The organism is Flintibacter muris (genome assembly GCF_943192995.1).
Taxonomy (GTDB): Bacteria; Bacillota; Clostridia; order Oscillospirales; family Oscillospiraceae; genus Lawsonibacter; species Lawsonibacter muris.
Genome location: NZ_CALPCP010000020.1, coordinates 41,373 through 59,701 on the forward strand (window position 1 = coordinate 41,373; position 18,329 = coordinate 59,701).

At 58.2% G+C, this 18,329-nt stretch carries 13 protein-coding genes and 2 riboswitches; of the genes, 5 read left to right on the forward strand and 8 right to left on the reverse strand.

Annotation, left to right across the window (positions count from 1 at the left end):
* Window positions 1-50: 50 nt before the first annotated feature.
* The 8 genes from NFS22_RS14620 to NFS22_RS14655 all read right to left on the reverse strand — a co-directional run bounded on the left by NFS22_RS14620 (window position 51) and on the right by NFS22_RS14655 (window position 10,829).
* Window positions 51-3,065: a hybrid sensor histidine kinase/response regulator gene (locus NFS22_RS14620; RefSeq protein ID WP_251318452.1), complete on the reverse strand. Its 3,015-nt coding sequence runs from the start codon at window positions 3,063-3,065 to the stop codon at window positions 51-53.
* Window positions 3,066-3,272: 207 nt separating this feature from the next.
* Window positions 3,273-4,049, reverse strand: coding sequence for a hypothetical protein (locus NFS22_RS14625; protein ID WP_251318453.1), 777 nt, complete (start codon window positions 4,047-4,049; stop codon window positions 3,273-3,275).
* 20 nt (window positions 4,050-4,069) lie between these two features.
* Entirely contained in the window at window positions 4,070-4,393 is a 324-nt protein-coding gene (locus NFS22_RS14630) for a hypothetical protein (protein ID WP_251318454.1), read from the reverse strand.
* Window positions 4,390-5,388, reverse strand: a complete 999-nt coding sequence (locus NFS22_RS14635) for an MFS transporter (RefSeq protein ID WP_251318455.1) — start codon at window positions 5,386-5,388, stop codon at window positions 4,390-4,392. The genes NFS22_RS14630 and NFS22_RS14635 overlap by 4 nt, the downstream gene beginning before the upstream one ends.
* 189 nt (window positions 5,389-5,577) lie before the next feature.
* Window positions 5,578-7,077, reverse strand: coding sequence for a uroporphyrinogen-III C-methyltransferase (gene cobA / locus NFS22_RS14640; protein ID WP_251318456.1), 1,500 nt, complete (start codon window positions 7,075-7,077; stop codon window positions 5,578-5,580).
* Entirely contained in the window at window positions 7,074-7,700 is a 627-nt protein-coding gene (locus NFS22_RS14645) for a precorrin-2 dehydrogenase/sirohydrochlorin ferrochelatase family protein (protein ID WP_251318457.1), read from the reverse strand. Before NFS22_RS14645 ends, cobA begins: the two co-directional genes overlap by 4 nt.
* 41 nt (window positions 7,701-7,741) lie before the next feature.
* Entirely contained in the window at window positions 7,742-9,100 is a 1,359-nt protein-coding gene (gene rlmD / locus NFS22_RS14650) for a 23S rRNA (uracil(1939)-C(5))-methyltransferase RlmD (protein WP_251318458.1), read from the reverse strand.
* A 337-nt stretch (window positions 9,101-9,437) separates the two neighbouring features.
* On the reverse strand, window positions 9,438-10,829 hold the full coding sequence (locus NFS22_RS14655) for an alanine/glycine:cation symporter family protein (RefSeq protein WP_251318478.1): 1,392 nt from the start codon (window positions 10,827-10,829) through the stop codon (window positions 9,438-9,440).
* 117 nt (window positions 10,830-10,946) lie between these two features.
* Window positions 10,947-11,031: riboswitch (glycine riboswitch) on the reverse strand.
* Window positions 11,032-11,034: 3 nt separating this feature from the next.
* A riboswitch (glycine riboswitch) is annotated at window positions 11,035-11,120 on the reverse strand.
* Between the two features lie 339 nt (window positions 11,121-11,459).
* Between NFS22_RS14655 and secA the strand changes: the two genes are divergently transcribed.
* The 5 genes from secA to NFS22_RS14680 all read left to right on the forward strand — a co-directional run bounded on the left by secA (window position 11,460) and on the right by NFS22_RS14680 (window position 18,300).
* Window positions 11,460-14,216 (forward strand): preprotein translocase subunit SecA, encoded by a 2,757-nt coding sequence (secA, locus tag NFS22_RS14660; protein WP_251318459.1) that lies wholly within the window; start codon window positions 11,460-11,462, stop codon window positions 14,214-14,216.
* A gap of 368 nt (window positions 14,217-14,584) precedes the next feature.
* On the forward strand, window positions 14,585-16,021 hold the full coding sequence (purB, locus tag NFS22_RS14665) for an adenylosuccinate lyase (protein ID WP_251318460.1): 1,437 nt from the start codon (window positions 14,585-14,587) through the stop codon (window positions 16,019-16,021).
* Between the two features lie 18 nt (window positions 16,022-16,039).
* Entirely contained in the window at window positions 16,040-17,308 is a 1,269-nt protein-coding gene (locus NFS22_RS14670; protein ID WP_251318461.1) for an AI-2E family transporter, read from the forward strand.
* Window positions 17,309-17,342: 34 nt separating this feature from the next.
* Complete coding sequence (locus NFS22_RS14675; protein ID WP_251318462.1) at window positions 17,343-17,819, forward strand: TroA family protein; 477 nt, start codon at window positions 17,343-17,345, stop codon at window positions 17,817-17,819.
* A 58-nt stretch (window positions 17,820-17,877) separates the two neighbouring features.
* Window positions 17,878-18,300 (forward strand): immunity 22 family protein, encoded by a 423-nt coding sequence (locus NFS22_RS14680; RefSeq protein WP_251318463.1) that lies wholly within the window; start codon window positions 17,878-17,880, stop codon window positions 18,298-18,300.
* Window positions 18,301-18,329 lie beyond the last annotated feature (29 nt).

Here is an 18,329-nt window from a genome sequence, read left to right on the forward strand (position 1 = left end):
AATGACTAAATGGAAGGGGAAAATGGGCCGGATCGTCTCTGATTGGCCGGTTATCCCAGATATTTGCCCAAAATGCTCAGGAACAGGCCGATATCAAGGGGCTTGGAGATGTGGGCGTCCATACCGTTTTTCAGGGCTGCCTCCTTGTCCTCCTCCATGGCATTTGCTGTCATGGCGATAATGGGCAGATCCTTTACGTCCTTCCGGGGCAGGGTGCGGATGGTACGGGTGGCCTCGTAGCCGTCCATAACCGGCATCTGCACATCCATCAAAATGGCGTCGTAGTAATGCTCCTCCGCCCGGCTGACCATCTCCACCGCGTCGGTGCCGTCTGGTGCGCACTCCACAGCAAAGCCGGTCTCCTCCAAAATGGCCTGGGCGATCTCCCGGTTGAGCTCGTTGTCCTCCACCAGCAGGATGCGCTTGCCGCTGAAATCCGCCTGAGTCCAGGAGATGGGCTCCTCCTTTTCAATCAGATTGTTGGCGGCCAGCAGGACGGATTTCAGATCAGACATGAACAGGGGCTTGGCACAGAAGGCGGTAACGCCGGCCCGCATAGCCTCCTCCTCAATATCCGTCCAGTCATAGGCGGTAAGGATGATGATAGGCGCTTCCTGGCCAATGGAGGCGCGAATGCGGCGGCAGGTCTCGATTCCGCTCAGCTCAGGCATCTGCCAGTCAATGATGTAGGTGTGATAGGAGTCCCCCTCGTTGTGGGCGCTCCGGGCCCGGTAGGCCGCCTCCTTGCCGGAGGTGGTCCACTCAGCCCGCATACCGATCTGCTTGAGCATGCGGACCACGCTCTCGCAGCTGTCGCAGTCGTCGTCCACCACAAGGGCCCGCAGGCCCTCAAGCTCCTTGATCTGGGCCGCGCTTTTCTCAATGTCCTGGAGCTTCAGGCTCAACGCTACCCGGAACTCGCTGCCCTTGCCCTTTTCGCTCTGAACGGTGATGGTGCCTCCCATCATCTCCACAATATTCTTGGTGATGGCCATACCCAGGCCAGTGCCCTGGATGCCTGTTTTGGTGGTGCTGGCCTCCCGTTCGAAGGGCTCAAAGATGTGCTCCACAAATTCAGACGACATGCCAATACCGTTGTCCTTGACGATAAATTCATAATCCCCATAGCCCCGGTGGAAGGTGGTCTGCTGGCGGATGCGGAAGCTTACCGTGCCGCCCGCCGGAGTGTACTTGACGGCGTTGGACAGCAGATTGACAAAGACCTGGCTCAGTTTCAGGGCGTCGGCAATTATGTCCTCATTGTTCACGTCAAAGGTGTCGATAAACAGCTCCAGCTGTTTGGCCTTTACCTGGGGCTGGATGATGTTGACCAGGTTGTGGGTGAGCTCGGAGATGTTGCACTCCTGTTCCTTGATCTGCACCTTACCGCTCTCAATGCGGCTCATGTCCAGAATGTCGTTAATCAGGCTGAGCAGGTGGTTGCTGGAGGACAGCACCTTTTGCAGGCAGTCCTGCACCTGCTGCTTGTTGTCGATATGGCTCACGGCAATGGTGGTAAAGCCGATAATGGCGTTCATAGGGGTGCGGATATCGTGGGACATATTGGACAGGAAGGTGGTCTTGGCGCTGTTGGCGTGCTGGGCCTGCATCAGGGCCTCCTGGAGGGCCTGGGTCTGTTCCCGCTGTCTCTGGACCTGTGCGGTAATATCCTTGGATACCACCATGACCATAATGTCTCCGGTCCGGTCGTCCCGGGTCATGATAAAGGACTGACGTACGCATATTGGCTGTTTGCCAGAGGTCCCGCTCCAGTAATCTACGGTGACCTCCGCCTCGCCCTGTTCAAAGCGCTCTCTCAGGTTCTCCAGGTTGACCACAGCGTTGTATTCCTCTAAAGATTCCTCCAGAATAAAGATTTTCCACTTTTCAAAGCACTCCGAAGCGGGGCAGGGAGCTTGGAGGCCGGATTTTTCCAGCAGAGAAATCTGCTGGCCGTTTACGGTGCATGTGATGTCGTGTTCAATCAGATCCTGGGTGAGATTGAACTCAAAGGTGGAGAAGGCGGAGGAGGTGATGGCGATTCGGTATTGCCGCTCCTTCCGGTTGGCCAGCAGCTCTTTTTCCTTCAGGCCGGTAATGTGGGCCTGACTCTCCTCCTCCAGCTGGCGGCGCTCCTTTTGTGCCCGAAACAGCAGAAACAGGATGTAGATAGCGAACAGGGCCACCAGAATGATTTGCAGTACCATCCCGATATGGTTGGCGTCCTGAATCATAGACTGAGTTACGCTCTGGGGGTAGGTCTGGACCAGCACATACTCGCTGTTGGGCACATGAATGACGCACAGATTGTCCGTCAAGCTGCCCGGAGCGCAGAGAAACCCTTCCTCTCCCTCGCCGCGGCGGAAGACCTCCCAGGCGCCGGCGGCAGTCTGGGCGTCAATGACGCCGGTTTCCAGCAGCATGTCGGGCAGAAGGCGGGTGTCATAGCTGCCAGAGGTGGAAGAGGCGACGACCTGCCCCTCGTGATTACAGAGGAAAACGGTGGCCTCCTCCCCAAAATAGCTGGTTTTCAGCATGCTCTGGAGATAGTCCTCGGCGAAGTACAGCCCCAGCAGCATGCCGAAGATCTCGTCCTGATGGCGCAGGGGGGCGTAGTACACCATGGTGACCTTGTCGGTAATCCGGGAGTCGAACACAATGGAGTTGCCGCTCTCTCCGCGCATGCCGTTGATAAAGTACTCACGGTCAGAGCTGTCGTTGGTGGAGCCGTCGGAGGCCAGATTGAGCCCCTCCGCGTTGGTGAAGCACAGGGCGTCAAAGTATGAGTTGCTCTCCAGCTCTTTCAGCATCTCCGCGCTGACACCGGGGTCGGACAGGGTTACGCCCAGCAGATAGCTGTAGTTGCGGACCCGCCGCACAGCGTTGGTGAGCTCGCCTTCAATCCGCAGGGCGGTCTGCCGGGCGGAGTCCATGGCGTAGTTGAGGCTGCGGTACTCGATCCGCTGGCTGTTCTGGGTGGAGTACCACCGAAACAGCAGACAGATCGCCGCCAATAGAATGAGAATAAACAGTACATTTTGCCAGGTCTTTTTTTTCTCGTTCATGAGAAATGACCTCCCTATGAGATTCATAAAGTCCATTTTAGCACTTGTTCCCCAAAAAGTATAGAGGGCATTTTATATTTTACCTATTCCCTCAAATAATTAGGGACAGAGCACAACGCTCTGTCCCTATAGCAATCATCAGCTTCACTGTCACAGGCCGCCCCTACGAGTTCGGTGCCGGCAATTTTGAAGGCGGTTATCAATATATTATCTATCCCGCTTTTTTAGACGCAGAATCAGAACCGCCGTCACGGCCGCTACAAGGGCCACAAGGCCGGCGGCGACGAGAAACAGCGGAGGTCCGGCGGCAACTGTGGCCCTTCCCCGCGCCTGGGCGGGAGAGGGGGAGACAAGGACCACTCCGGTGTCCAGCTCTGTGTTCATAGGGTCATCCAGGCAGACCCAGGCGTTCAGGTGCCCCATGTAGTAGCCCACATAGCCCCAGCGCTGGCCCCCTTCGTCGGTATAGATCTGGGTGAATACCTCTGAAAAGGGCTGGTATTCCACGGTTTCTTTCAGGGAGCTGTCCCAGACCGGGCCCCTGGGGTAGCTGTAGAGGACAGCCTCATGGAAATCTACCGCTGCCGGTCCCGTCTGGGCAATCTCTCCGGCGTGATCCTCCATAAACTGCTGGCTGTCGTAGATTAGGGACAGGTCGTCCATAGGGACCCAGCCCTCCACGCTGCTGCTGTCTACCCAGAGCAGATAGCCCCAGTCGGTTTGCTTTCCGGTCCAGGTGAACTGGATGATGCCCTGAAGCCCGTTGTCCAGGGTGGCCTTGTTCATCCCGCCGGGGGCGGTGAAGACAGTCACTGTGCCGTCATACCCGGCCAGCTGATAGCTGCGGTTGACATACGTGCACTCATCGCGGTGCTTTTCATAAAAGGAGTCCTCAGGTTCCCAGATGATATCGGCGGAGGCGGGCAGGACCAGGGCCGAAACCGCCAACAGGGCTAGAAACAGAGAAAAAAGCTTTTGTTTCATACAAATACCTCATTTCTTGATTACAGCAGCAGTCCGGTGAGGAAGGAAAGGGCGTTGGCGGACAGGGAGAAGACCCAGGGGTGGGAAATTTGACTGCGGCGGCGGTAAATCAGTCCCTCTGCGGCCACAGCGGCCAGCTCCAGCGCCAGGGTGAAAGCGGTCAAAATTTGGGGAAAGTACCAGGCGGCCCCGTGGTGGCACAAAACCACAATGGGGTTGGTGAGCAGATTGGCCAGCGCCACCGCGGGCAGGTCGTTCCGCTCCACCCGCCATATCAGGGCGAAGGCCAGCTCCAGCGCCAAAGTAAGGGCCAAAGAACCCGCCAGAGAGAGAAGCAGGCTCATGACAACCGCCCCCATCTCAGCCCCAGCACCAATAGGGCCAGTGAGCACAGGGCCCCCGCCGCGTAGCCGCTCCCTCCGCTGAGGAGGGTGGGCCAGCCCAGCCAGAGGGGCAGAAAGCCCAGAAACAGGGCAAAGGTGAGTGATCCAAAGGCGAAGCCCTTTTGGCGGGGGAGCAGCCGCGCCGCCGCCCACAGAGTAATGGGCATAGTCATATTAAAGAGGAAGACCGCTCCGGCCCCGGCGATGGGGGAGCCGCTGAGAAGAAACAGGACTGCCGACAGCCCCAGAGACAGCGCCGCCGCCGGGATCATCCCCAGTCTGTCTCCCAAAAATCCTCCCGCCGCCTTGCCCAGGACAAGGGCGCACACAAGCCCTATAGTCCAGCCCCCGGTCTTCCAGGGGAAGGTTAAAACCATCCCCAGATAGGAGCGCAGCACCACCACCCAAAAACAGCAAGCCAGGGCCCACAGGATATTTCGGTCCAGGGGCGGGTCCTCCAGGCTGTCGCCGATTTCTGTCCTCAGCAGGACAAAGCTCAGGGCGAAGAGAAGCAGTCCGACACCGGTGAGCCAGCCGGGAAAGGCGGACCGGCTGCCCAGCAGGGTACCAAAGAAGATGCCAAAGGCGCCCGGTGAGACGAAAACGCCCAGGGGCGCGGCCCTGTCGCCGCCGTCGTTCAGCACCTGGATGCCGCCGCCCACATGGAAGCAGGCGTTGCCCACACCCGCAATGACCGCCGCCAGGAAGGGGGGAAGGACCCACCCCAGCGCGGCCAGCCCGCAGCCCAGAGCCGCCGTCCGGCCCTTCCGTTCCCAGCGGTCGGCCAGCAGTCCGACAGGCATTTGCAGGGCAAAGGCACAGAAGTTATACAGCAGTACACACAGCGCCCACCCGCTCTGCCCGGACAGCCGGGAGAACATCAGCAGCGCACAGCTGAAATCCACCCAAAAGTGGCCCAGAGAGTAGGCGAGCAGCCGCAAGTGTTTTGGACACATTTCTTTCACCCCCTGCCAGCCCGATATTGCCCGCTCACTGATATAGACGCAAACGGATAGGGAAGGTTACAAAAAATTTTAGCAAGCTTTAAAATTGCTGGCACGGAGCTGAAGGGCGGCCTGCGGCCGCCCGCAGAAACAAGTGTCTGCATGTGACAGCAAGGATGGTGATCGCTGTCAAAACTTTTTTCAGCGGCCGGAAGCATGGGCGGCGTGCTCCAGAATTGCGCTCAGGATGCCATGGGCGGAAATTTCCGGAGCGGTGAGAAAGGGCTTTTGATATACCTGTCTCAGGGCCTCCCCCGTCACCTCCCCGATACAGACGCAGACCGCCTGCTGCGGGATCGCGCCGTAGGCCTGGATAAACTGCCTGACTCCTCCGGCACTGGCAAAGGTCAGATAATCGGCCTGTGCCAGCTGGGGCCCTGCCAGCTCCGCCGTCCGGGGGTCGGAGCGGAGATCGTAAAGAGGAATATCTTCCACATGATGGCACTGCGCCAATGTCTGAAACAGTTCTGGAGCGCCGCAGCGGGAGCGGAACAGAAGGATGTCCTCCCGCTCCGGATCGGCGGCATGGAGGAGGGCCTGGGCCAGATCCCGGCTGGTGTAGCGTTCCGGGCACAGGTCGGCCCGGATGCCATAACGCCACAGCTGCTGGCCGGTGGATTCCCCAATCACCGCGAACCGGCAGCCGTTCAGCTCCCGCAGATCGACCCCGGCTCGGGAGAGCTGTTGGAAAAACAGCCGCACTCCGTTGCCGCTGGTCAGCACAATCCAATGGCGCCCGGTGCGCAAGGTCCGCAGATCAAAGGCTGCTGGCAGTTCAACCACCTGGGTATGAAGGGCGTCAAACACCTGTGCGCCCTGGTCCTCCAGCGCCCGCCTCAGCTTTTGGGTTATGGCGGACGTCCCTGTCAGCCCCACGCGGACACCCTTCAGCGGGCGGTTCAGGGTGGGGGAGAGGTCAAGGGCGGACACGCCGCCCACCACAATAACCGCCGGAGACTGTACCCCGGCCTGCCGGGTGCGCTCCGCCAGGTTGGCGAGAGTGCCCCGCACTGTAACCGGTTTGGGGGCGCTGCCCCCGGAAATCACTGCGGCCGGTGTGTCTCCTGGCATCCCGGAGGAGGCCAGCCGACGGGTAAGCTGTTCCAGGCGGCTGAGCCCCATGAGAAAGACCAGTGTGCCAGGCAGGCGGGCCAGGTCGTCCAGACAGGGGGGGAGGCCATCCTGAGTTCCGGCGGTGTGGGCGGTGATGATGTGCAGGCTCTGGCTGATTCCCCGGTGGGTCACCGGAATTCCCCCCTCCGCGGGGATGGCGATGGCGGAAGAGACCCCCGGAATTTCCTCACAGGGAATTCCGGCGGAACGCAGGGCCAGCATCTCCTCCCCGCCCCGGCCAAAGACAAAGGGGTCTCCGCCCTTCAGGCGGACCACCCGCTTTCCGGACTGAGCCAGGGAAATCAGCGCGGCATTGATCTCCTCCTGAGACGCGGAGTGCCGCCCGGAACGCTTGCCCATGCAGCACTTTTCCGCATGGTCTGGAACCAGTGTCAGCAGTTCGCCGGCGATCAGGTCGTCATAGACCACTGCGTCACAGGAGCGCAGCAGCTCCGCACCCCGCAGAGTCAGCAGATCAAGCCCGCCGCAGCCCGCGCCCACCAGATAGACGCATCCTTGTCCTTTCATCTTGACTCTTCCTCCATAAAGCGATTCAAAAGCGCCGCAGTTTCCCCTTCGCTCAGCGGCCGACGGCGCTCCATGCAGTCCAAAAACAGTGATCTGAGAACTGCGCCGCGCTGAGCTTCTTCTGCGAACATGGTCCGTACCGCCCTTCGCTGCTTTTCCAGGTAGTTTAAAATTTGCTCCATATTGTCCGGTACTAAGGCTCCAAGCTGTTCCTTCAGCCAGATGGCCGCGCTGGGACTGGTACCTCCGGTGGAGATGCCGGCGGTCAGCTCCCCCCGCTTCACCAGAGCGGGGAACAGAAAGGTACACTCCGCCCGGCTGTCCACCACGTTGACCAGGATTCCTTTTTGTTGGCACAGTTTTGAAATGCTGTGATTCAGCTGGGGATTGTCCGTAGCCGCGATTGCGAAAAAATGCCCCTCCAGAAGGGCCGGGTCAAAGGGCTGACGGAGCAATGTCAGGGCGGGGAAGGCTTCAATCTCCGGGTGAAAGGCCGGGGAGACCACCGTTAGCTGGGGGCCATAGGGCAGCAGCTTTTGAATTTTCCGCAGCGCTGTCACGCCACCGCCTGCAATCAGACCCTTTTTTTGCCCCAGATCTATAAAAAATGGAAAGTAACTCACAGTGTCCCGCTCCTTTTCACAGCAGATAATGGGTTAAAAACTTAGGGATTCTGCACAAGCAGAACAACTGTCTCCACATGGGCCGTCCTGGGGAAGAGGTCAACGCCCTGGGCCTTGGCCGCATGGTAACCCAGTTGGGAGAAACGGTCCACATCCCGGGCCAGGGTGGCCGGGTCGCAGGAGACGTAGACGATCCGGTCCGGAGCCATGTCGGCGAGAATGGCGGGCACCTGGGGGGCCAGACCCTTCCGGGGCGGGTCTACAGAGATGACGTGGGGCCGAATGCCCTCTTCCGCCAGCCGCCGGGCCACCGTTCCTGCGTCGCCGCAGAAAAATTCCGCGTTGCTGATTCCGTTTCGGACAGCGTTTTCTTTGGCGTCCTGGATGGCCTGGGGGACAATCTCCGCCCCCACCACCCGCCTGGCCCGCCGGGCGAGGGCCAGGGAGATGGTGCCAATGCCGCAGTACAGGTCCAGAACGGTCTCCGTTCCGGTAAGCTGGGCAAAATCCAGAGCAATGGAGTACAGCCGCTGGGTCTGGGCGCGGTTGATCTGGAAGAAGGAGGGGACAGACAGACGGAAGGAGAGTTGACATAACTCCTCCTCCAGCCAGTCCCGGCCCCACAGAACAGCGTATGCTTCTCCCAGAATCACATTGGTGTCCCGGATGTTGGTGTTCAGGACAAGGCCAATCAGACCTGGGTCCGCCCGGCGCAGAGCTTGGATCAGTTCGCCGCCGAAGGGGAGTACGCCGCCATTGGCCACCACGCACACCAGACTCTCGTTCCGGCTGTTGGTGCGGATATACAGGTGGCGAACCAGGCCCTCTCCTGTGCCCTCGTTGTAGGCGGGGATGGAATATTCCTGCATCCAATCCTTGAAAGCCGACCGCAGGCGGGTGACGCTTTCGGGCTGGAGGGGGCAGTCCGGGGCGTCCAGTACGTCGTGGCTCCGGGGACGGTAGTAGCCCACCGACAGCCCCCGCTTTCCCTGGGACACCGGAAACTGTACCTTGTTCCGGTATCTGTCGGGGTGCTCCGCGCCCAGGACTGGGGGCAGGTCCAGCTTGACGTGGCCCACCCGCTCCAGAGCGTCGGCAATGCGCCGGCCCTTGGCCCGCAGTTCCTCCTCGTAGCTCATGTGGCGGAACTGACAGCCGCCGCATTTGCCATACTGGGGGCAGTCCGGCTGAATGCGCTCAGGGGAGGGGAGCAGCAGCTCCACCCCCCGGCCCCAGGCCACATTTTTGTTCACCTTCTCCAGCCGGACCCGCCACCGCTCTCCCTGGATGGTGTAAGGGGCAAAGACCACCCGCCCCTCCAGCCGGGCTACCCCCATCCCATCGGCGGTGTAGCCGGTGATGTCCAGGGTGTGGACGGTGTTTTTTCGGATGTCTGCCATGGAGCACTCCCCCTTTGAAATCAGGTTATCATACCATAAAAAATAAGAAACGTAAAGAGAGCACAAAAAGGTCCCGTTTTTTAGAATTAGAATAAACATCGCTTGACAATTGATTGAAAAATTGAGAACCTGTATTTATAGACGGTGTTCAACGCCTGTAAATACAGGTTCTGAGCATTCACTGATCTGAAAAGGGGAGCAAAACAGCCCCCTCTAAGAGGGGGCTGTCGCCGCCAAAGGCGGTGACGGGGGAGTCCGTCAAGGGGAAGTATATTTGATCGACGAACTCCCTCCGTCACGGGCGTTGCCCGTGCCACCTGCCTCAAAGAGGGAGGCTTTATTTCTTGGGGTCGAAATAATCCCTGGTGATCTTGGCCACCACACCGGACAGGGCCAGCAGGGCTACCAGGTTGGGGATGGCCATAGCGCCGTTGAGGGTGTCGGAGATGTCCCACATGAGCTGGCCGGAGCCAGTGGTGCCCACGATGCAAAACAGCACGAAGATGACCTTATAGGCAGAGACAAAGATCTTGTTGTCGTTGGAGATATAGCCCCAGCACCGCTCGCCGTAGTAGCTCCAGCTGAGGATGGTGGACAGGGCGAAGAAGACCAGGCTGATCTGGATGACCAGTCCGCCCAGAGTGCCGGGGAGGATGGAGTTGAAGGCGGCCACTGCGGCGGAGCCCTTGGTGCCGAAGGCCTCCAGGCCGCCGGCTGTGTCCAGCACGCCGGAGAGGATGACGGTGAGGGAGGTGATGGTGCAGATGACGATAGTGTCGATAAAGACCTCAAACACGCCCCAGATGGCCTGCTCGGCAGGCTCCTCGGTGGAGGAGGCGGCGTGGGCAATGGGGGCGGAGCCCAGACCGGCCTCGTTGGAGAACACGCCCCGGGCAAAGCCGTTCTTCATGGCCAGCATGATGGCGTAGCCAAAGATGCCGCCGCCCACCGCCTCAAGGCTGAAGGCGCTGGAGAAGATGGCCTGGAAGGCGGCGGGGATATCGGTGATGCGCAGAACAATGACGATAATACCGGCCAGAATATAGAAGATGGCCATAAAGGGGACCAGCAGGGAGGTGACCTGGCCAATGCGCTGCACGCCGCCCAGCACCACAACGCCCACCACTACCATAAGAATGATGCCGCTGACCAGGGGGTCCAGGCCGAACAGGCCGTTGAGAGAGCCCGCAATCTCGCTGGACTGGGCAATGTTGCCGATACCGAAGGAGGCCAGTCCGCCCAGGATGGCGAAGATGACGGCCAGCCACTTCCAGCTTTTGCCCAGGCCGTTCTCAATATAGTACATGGGGCCGCCCTTGTGGATGCCGTTAGCGTCGGTATTGCGGAACTTCATGGCCAGGGCAATCTCAGCGTACTTGGTACACATACCGAAGAAAGCGGATACCCACATCCAGAACACCGCACCGGGACCGCCGGCAAAGATGGCCCCGGTGACGCCGGCAATGTTGCCCGTGCCCACGGTGCCAGCCAGGGCGGTAGTCACCGCCTGGAAGGGGGTCAGGTTGCCGCCGTCTTTGGCCTGCTTTTTGCTGAACAGAGAACCGACGGTGTTTTTCATGATATAGCCGAACCAGCGCACCTGGATCCAGCCGGTGCGGAAGGTCAGGAACACGCCGGTACCCACCAGCAGCACCAGCATAATGGGGCCCCACACAAAGTCGTTGATCTTGCCGTTGACCAGCTCAACGATTGCCAAGAATTTTTCCATAAATTCCATGTACGTTCTCTCCTTTTTCTCCGGACAGACAAAAAACGGGCCGCGGAAATGCCCGCCGCCCAAAAGAAAAGCAATCCCGGCAGGGCACGCCCCGCCGTTCTGACTTTCCTCTGTCCTTTTGCCTGAGAGATTGGCGGGGGAATTTCTGCCCCGCGTTGCACCTTCGGCACCCGGTTTACGAGCTTCTCCAGAGTCACATCCACGCGCAGTCCTCATCCCCAACGGGACGCCTGAGAGTGTTATTCCTTCGGCAGGCCTTGGCCGTTTTCCTGTGCGCTTCGTCTGTCTGTATTCAATTACTCTGATACCATACCATAAAGGACGGGCGTTTGTCAACGTCTGACGGACAACAATACGCTGGATGTGGAATTTTCGGCTATTTAAACCAACAGAATAGAAATTTTTCCGCAGAAAGTTTACAATTTGCTCTTTTTTCTGGAAGAAGAGTGTGGTATACTGACTTGAATTATTGTTTTTGATGCCTTGTAGGCGTGACCACTGGGCACGCCGCTGATCTGGGTGCGGACGGCGCGCCGGGGTCGTCGCGCCCTGCCACCGGATTCTTCCGGCTGTTCAACGTATAAAAAACCGTTAAATTATAACCGAGAGGTGTTTGATACCATGAGCCTGTTTACCAAACTGTTTGGCACTTCCTCCCAGCGGGAGCTGAAGTCCATCTATCCCATTGCCGACAAGGTGGACGCCTTGGAGGAGGAGTACAAGGCCCTCACCGACGCCCAGCTCCAGGCCAAAACCCCGGAGCTGAAAGAGCGCCTGGCCAGGGGCGAGACCCTGGACGACATTCTCCCCGAGGCCTTTGCCGCCTGCCGGGAGGCGGCCTGGCGCGTCATTGGCCTGCGGCCCTACCGGGTGCAGGTGGTGGGCGGCATTGTGCTGCACCAGGGCCGCATTGCCGAGATGAAGACCGGCGAAGGAAAAACCCTGGTGGCCACCCTGCCCGCCTACCTCAACGCCCTGGCGGGGAAGGGGGTCCACATTGTCACCGTTAACGACTACCTGGCCAAGCGCGACTCGGAGTGGATGGGCAAGGTTTTCCGCTTCATGGGCCTGACGGTGGGCCTGGTGATCCACGGCGTGATGGGCGAGGAGAAGAAGGCCGCCTACCAGGCCGACATCACCTACGGCACCAACAACGAGTTCGGCTTTGACTACCTGCGGGACAACATGGCCATCTACTCCCAGGAGCTGGTCCAGCGGGGCCACGCCTTCGCCATTGTGGACGAGGTGGACTCCATCCTGATCGACGAGGCCCGCACCCCTCTGATTATTTCCGGCCAGGGGGAGAAGTCCACCCAGCTGTATACCATTGTGGACCAGTTCGTCTCCCGGCTGACCTGCCAGCGGGTGCGGAAGGTGGACGAGAAGGAAGAAGAGGACGTGGATATCGACGCCGACTACATTGTAGACGAGAAGGCCCGCACCGCCACCCTCACCGCCCGGGGCATTAAGAAGGCGGAGGAGGCCTTCCAGGTGGACAACCTGGCGGACATGGAGAACACCACCCTGTCCCACCACATCAACCAGGCCATCAAGGCCCGGGGCGTGATGAAGCGGGATATCGACTATGTGGTGAAGGACAGCCAGGTCATCATTGTGGACGAGTTCACCGGCCGGCTTATGTTCGGCCGGCGGTACAACGAGGGTTTGCACCAGGCTATCGAGGCCAAGGAGCATGTGGAGGTGGCCAACGAATCCAAGACCCTGGCCACCATCACCTTCCAGAACTACTTCCGCCTGTACGACAAGCTGTCCGGCATGACGGGCACCGCCCTCACCGAGGAGGAGGAGTTCGGCACCATCTACGAGCTGGACATTGTGGAAATTCCCACCAACAAGCCGCTGGCCCGTGTTGACCAGCCCGACGTGGTGTATAAAAATGTCCCCGGCAAGCTGAGGGCCATTGTGGAGCAGATTGAGGCCTGTCATGCCAAGGGCCAGCCCGTGCTGGTGGGCACCGTTTCCATCGAGAAGTCGGAGGAGCTGTCCGCCATTCTCAAGCGCAAGGGCATTAAGCACAATGTCCTCAACGCCAAGAACCACGAGAAGGAAGCGGAAATCGTGGCCCAGGCGGGCAAGTTCGGCGCGGTCACCGTGGCCACCAACATGGCGGGCCGCGGCACCGACATTATGCTGGGCGGCAACGCCGAGTTCCTGGCCAAGGCCGACCTGCGCAAGGCGGGCATGAGTGATGAGCTGATCGCCGAGGCCACCGGCTTTGCCGAGACGGACAACCAGGAGATCCTGGATGCCAGAAAGAAATTTTCCGAGGCGGAGGCCAGATATAAGACAGAAATCCAGGAGGAGGCCGACAAGGTCCGGGCGGCGGGCGGCCTGTTTATCCTGGGCACCGAGCGCCACGAGTCCCGCCGCATTGACAACCAGCTCCGGGGCCGCGCCGGACGTCAGGGCGACCCGGGTGAGACACGGTTTTTCCTCTCTCTGGAGGACGATATTATGCGCCTGTTCGGCTCTGAGCGGGTGTACAACCTGATGGAGAAGCTGGGTGTGGACGAGGATACCCCCATCGACGCCAAGATGCTGTCCGGGGCCATTGAGAACGCCCAGAAACAGGTGGAGTCGAGAAACTTCCAGACCCGTAAAAATGTCCTCCAGTACGACGATGTGATGAATACCCAGCGTGAGATCATCTACAAGCAGCGCCGTCAGGTGCTGAACGGGGAGGACATCCAGGCCTCCATCCAGAACATGCTGCGTACCATGATCGCCAATGCCATCCAGGGCCACATGGGGGAGCAGAAGCACATGGATGAGGAGTCCTTCCAGGAGGCCATCTCCCATTTCCGGTCCATGTTCATCCTGCCCGGTGAGCTCCACCCCACCACCGAGGAGCTGGCCCAGTACGACGCCGACGGCCTGATCCAGCTGGTGCTGGACAAGGCCCAGGAGGCCTATGCCCGCAAGGAGCAGGAGATCACGTCCCCCCTCATGCGGGAGCTGGAGCGGGTCATCATGCTCCGGGTGGTGGACGAGTACTGGATGGACAATATCGACGCCATGACTGAGCTGCGCCAGGGTATCGGCCTGCGGGCCTACGCCCAGAGTGACCCCGTAGTCGCCTATAAGGAGGAGGGCTACGAGATGTTCGAGAACATGGTGGCCGCCATCCAGGAGGAGACTCTCCGCCGGCTGTTCCTGGTCCGCCTGCGCAAGAACGAGGAGGTCAAGCGGGAGCGGGTGGCCAAGGTCACCAGCGAGAGCGGCGCCGGGGACGGCACAGTGAAGAAACAGCCCGTCCGTAAGGTAGTCAAAATTGGCCGCAACGACCCCTGCCCCTGCGGCTCCGGCCTGAAATGGAAGAAGTGTACCTGCCCCCAGTATCACCCGGAATCAAAGTAAAAAGAAGCGCCCCTCTTCCGTCCGTCAGGGCGGAGGAGGGGCGCTTGATCCATACAGGGGCCCCTACAGATTGCTCCCGGCAGCTTTGAATCCCGCTGTTCTCTTAGAACCTGTATTCACAGGCGTTGAACGCCGTCTGACCGGGTCTTTAACCGCCCTGCCGCGTTAAAAAATCTTGAAATACATCCAGTATTCCTGCGATTTTTTGCCTTGCAGGCTGGCAAAATCCCACGTCCATCCGGCATCCTCCGCCTGTGAATACAGGTTCTTAAAGTTTTGTGAAAATTTTCCCCAAGGGTGGCAAAGCGGGGGGAAATACGCTATAATAAAACTGTCAATACAAAACCAAAGAAAAAGAGGTCGATATTATGTCTACCAACCGCTATGAAAGTCCCCTGTCCTCCCGCTATGCCAGCGACGAGATGCAGTACATCTTTTCCCCGGACAAGAAATTTTCCACCTGGCGCAGGCTGTGGGTGGCCCTGGCCCGGGCTGAGATGGAGCTGGGCCTGCCCGTCACCCAGGAGCAGGTGGATGAGCTGGAGGCGCATATTACCGACATTGATTATGAAAAAGCCGCCCAGTGGGAGAAAAAGCTGCGCCATGATGTGATGGCCCACGTCCACACCTATGGCGAGCTGTGCCCCAAGGCCATGCCCATTATCCACCTGGGGGCTACCAGCTGCTATGTGGGGGACAACACCGACGTAATCCTCATGCGGGAGGGCCTGGAGCTGGTCCGGGACAAGATGGTCCGGGTGCTGGCCCATCTGAGTGAATTTGCCGGCGAGTATAAAGCCTTGCCAACCCTGGGCTTTACCCATTTTCAGGCGGCCCAGCTGGTCACCGTGGGCAAGCGGGCCGCCCTGTGGATGAACGAGCTGCTGATGGACCTGGAGGAGGTGGAGTACCGCATCTCCACCTTAAAGCTGCTGGGCTCCAAGGGCACCACCGGCACCCAGGCCTCCTTCCTGGAGCTGTTCGAGGGTGACCACGGGAAGGTGAAGCAGCTGGAGGAGAAGATTGCAAAGGAGATGGGCTATGAAGCCGTTGTTCCTGTGAGCGGACAGACCTACTCCCGGAAAATGGACTACAACGTGGTGTCTACCCTGGCCGGCATTGCCCAGTCCGCAAGCAAATTTGCTACCGACCTGCGGCTGCTGTGCCACCTGAAGGAGGTGGAGGAGCCTTTTGAAAAGAACCAGATCGGCTCCTCGGCCATGCCCTACAAGCGCAACCCCATGCGCTGTGAGCGCATCTGCTCCCTGGCCCGGTATGTCATTGTGGATGTGGGCAACCCCGCCGTCACCACCGCTACCCAGTGGTTTGAGCGCACTCTGGACGACTCCGCCAACAAGCGGCTGTCTGTCCCTGAGGCGTTTTTGGCGGTGGACGCCATCCTGAACATCTGGGCCAATGTGGCATCCGGGCTGTTGGTCCACCCAAAGGTGATTGAAAAGCACGTGCTGGAGGAGCTGCCCTTTATGGCCAGCGAGAACATCATGATGGACGCGGTCAAGCGGGGGGGGGACCGGCAGGAGCTCCATGAGCGCATCCGGGTGCTGTCCCAGGAGGCCGGTTACAATGTAAAGGAGCTGGGTCTGCCCAACAACCTGATTGACCTGATGGCCGCTGACCCCGCCTTCGGGATGACGAAGGAGGAGCTGTCCGCCCATCTGAACCCCAGCGCCTATATTGGCCGCTGTCCGGAGCAGGTGGAGGAATTTTTGAACACACAAATCGCTCCAGTGCTGAACAGGTACGCCAGCGCCCTGGAGCAAGGTGATACAGAACTGAACGTGTAAAAAAAGGAGTGGGCAAGCATGAAACGCAATGACAGGCACCCCTATTTGGCCGCCGGATTGACGGCCTTCGCAGTAATTGCGGCGTCGCTGTGTCTGTTTTTCCTGCTGTTCAATCTGGAGGCGGTGGCCCGCTTCCTGAACAGCCTGGCAAGCATCCTGCGGCCCATCTTCATGGGGGCGGTGATCGCCTTTCTGCTGCTGCCCGTCCAACGGGCCATCCTGCGCTTTCTTGTGGCCATTACCCCGGATAAGCGGATGGAGGAGCGCCACAGTTACAGCTTCCTCAACTTTGTGGCCATTGTGCTCAGCCTGCTGCTGGCCTTCTTCCTGATCTATCTGCTGCTGGCTATGGTCCTGCCCCAGGTGTATGAGAGCGTGGTGGGTCTGGTCAAGGCCATCCCAGACTACATTGTAAACGTTCAGAACTGGCTCCAGACCTTCTTTGAGGACAACCCGGATATTCAAGCCTCCGTCATATCTGTGTACAGCTCGGCGGCCACCTCCCTGGAGCAGTGGCTGAATTCTGACATTCTGCCCAACCTGGAGTCGGTGTCTACCTCCATTCAGTGGATGCGAACCACAATTTTGCCTAATCTCACCGGAGTGGTAGCCGGAGTGTCCGGAGTGGTGGTGGGTTTCCTGGTGCTGGTAAAGGATCTGCTCATTGCGGTGATTGTCTCCGTCTATCTGCTGGCACGGAAGGATATCTTTGCTGCCCAGAGCAAGAAGATGGTATACAGCCTTTTCCGTACCGACATCGCCGACCTGATTGTGGGGGAAGTGCGCAACGCCTACAAGATTATGAGCGGGTTTATCAACGGCAAGCTGCTGGACTCCCTCATCATCGGCGTCATATGTCTGGTCTGCTGCAATATCTTCAAGTTCCCCTACCCGGCCCTTATCGCTGTCATCATTGGCGTGACCAATATTATTCCTTTTTTCGGTCCTTTCATTGGAGCCGTTCCCTGCGGGCTGCTGATTTTCCTGTCCAGCCCTATTCAGGCGGTGTACTTTGCCATCTTCATTCTGGCCCTCCAGCAGTTTGACGGCAATATCCTGGGCCCAAAGATTTTGGGTGAAAGCACCGGCCTGGCCTCCTTCTGGGTGCTGTTCTCTATCCTGCTGTTCGGCGGACTGTTTGGCTTTGCCGGCATGGTGCTGGGCGTACCTGTCTTTGCCATGATCTACAGCGTGGTAAGCCGTCTGACAGCCTACGGCTTACGTTCCCACAATTTGCCGGTGGAGACAGAGGACTACATGGGCAAAACCGGACCAATGGCACGGTAAACGTATAGATATATTTAATAAAGGAGAAAAAGATATGGGCAATGAGGAAAAAATTCTGGAGATGCTGGAAAAGCTGAACGGGACTGTGGAAAAACATGGTGAAATGCTGGAAAAGCTGAACGGAACCGTGGAGAAGCAGGGCGGAATACTAGAAAAACACAGTGAAATGCTGGAGAAACAGGGTGAAACACTGGAGAAGCACAGTGAAATGCTGGAGAAACAGGGTGAAACACTGGAGAAGCACAGTGAAATGCTGGAGAAACACAGTGAAATGCTGGAGAAACACAGCAAAATACTGGAAAAACTTCAGCTTGATGTCTCTGGTATTAAAGTTCGGTTGGATGTTGAGGTGAAAACTCAGTTCAATTTACTGGCGGAAGGCCAGCAAGCGATTTTGGATCAGATAACACCCAAGGACCGTGTAGACGAGCTGGAGGCTGATGTGATCGTTTTAAAAACAGCGGTCAAAATGTTGTCACAAGAGGTGGCTGAACTTAAAAAAGCGCAATAATAAGAGCCTTTTCTTTTTATAGAAACAATTTGTGGGGGACTGTTGAGGAGGCGATAAAATGAGAGCAGTTGAACAATTAGATGTTTGCTACAGCAATGACGACGAAAAACGTTGTTCTGTATTTGCTGGCATCTGCCAGTCGCAGGAATTGTTTGAGCAATATTGGGAAAAAGATTATGAACTTCTGTGCAATGACTGTATTGGGTTTGAAATGGGAATTGATTTTGGCATTAATACCTATGACGAAGATTTTGCGGTTATGGTATTGCAGGAGGAGTTGACGGATCAAATTGATGAACTTGTGAAAGATGCGGAAGTATTTAATATTGACGCACTGAAAAGAATGTACCCTGACGGCTTGGACAGGCCCTACAACGCGATTATCATCTTGGACAGATTGATTTATGACGGAGCAGTTCAGGAAGTGCAGAATGAAAGGTTTGGTTTTTTCAAATTTTTAGGTGTGTTTGACAGCGATTGACCCCTTTAAATATGGTGGTAATTTCACTT